1 protein-coding gene is annotated in these 231 nt (G+C 44.2%); it reads left to right on the forward strand.

Translation table 11 applies throughout. From position 1 onward, the window contains the following. Positions 1-231, forward strand: a 231-nt coding sequence (locus SB775_RS34300) for a PD-(D/E)XK nuclease family protein (RefSeq protein ID WP_410603872.1), incomplete at both ends; no start/stop codon positions are given.

Raw genomic sequence — 231 nt, forward strand, 5'->3', positions numbered from 1 at the left:
CTTCTATATTAAGTGAACATGCCAAAGTGAGTGGATTTTCTCCAGTTGGACTTGAATTAGGTTTTGGAGGTCAAGGGCCTCTGCCGCCGTTTACTTTTCAATTGAAAAATGGCTGTACGATGGAGCTTGTCGGAAGAATAGACCGAGTGGATAAAGCAGAAGGTTCAAAAGGGCTGCTTTTGAGAATTGTCGACTATAAGTCCAGCGAGAAAGGGCTGGATTTAGCAGAGG

The organism is Peribacillus sp. SIMBA_075 (assembly GCF_046534585.1).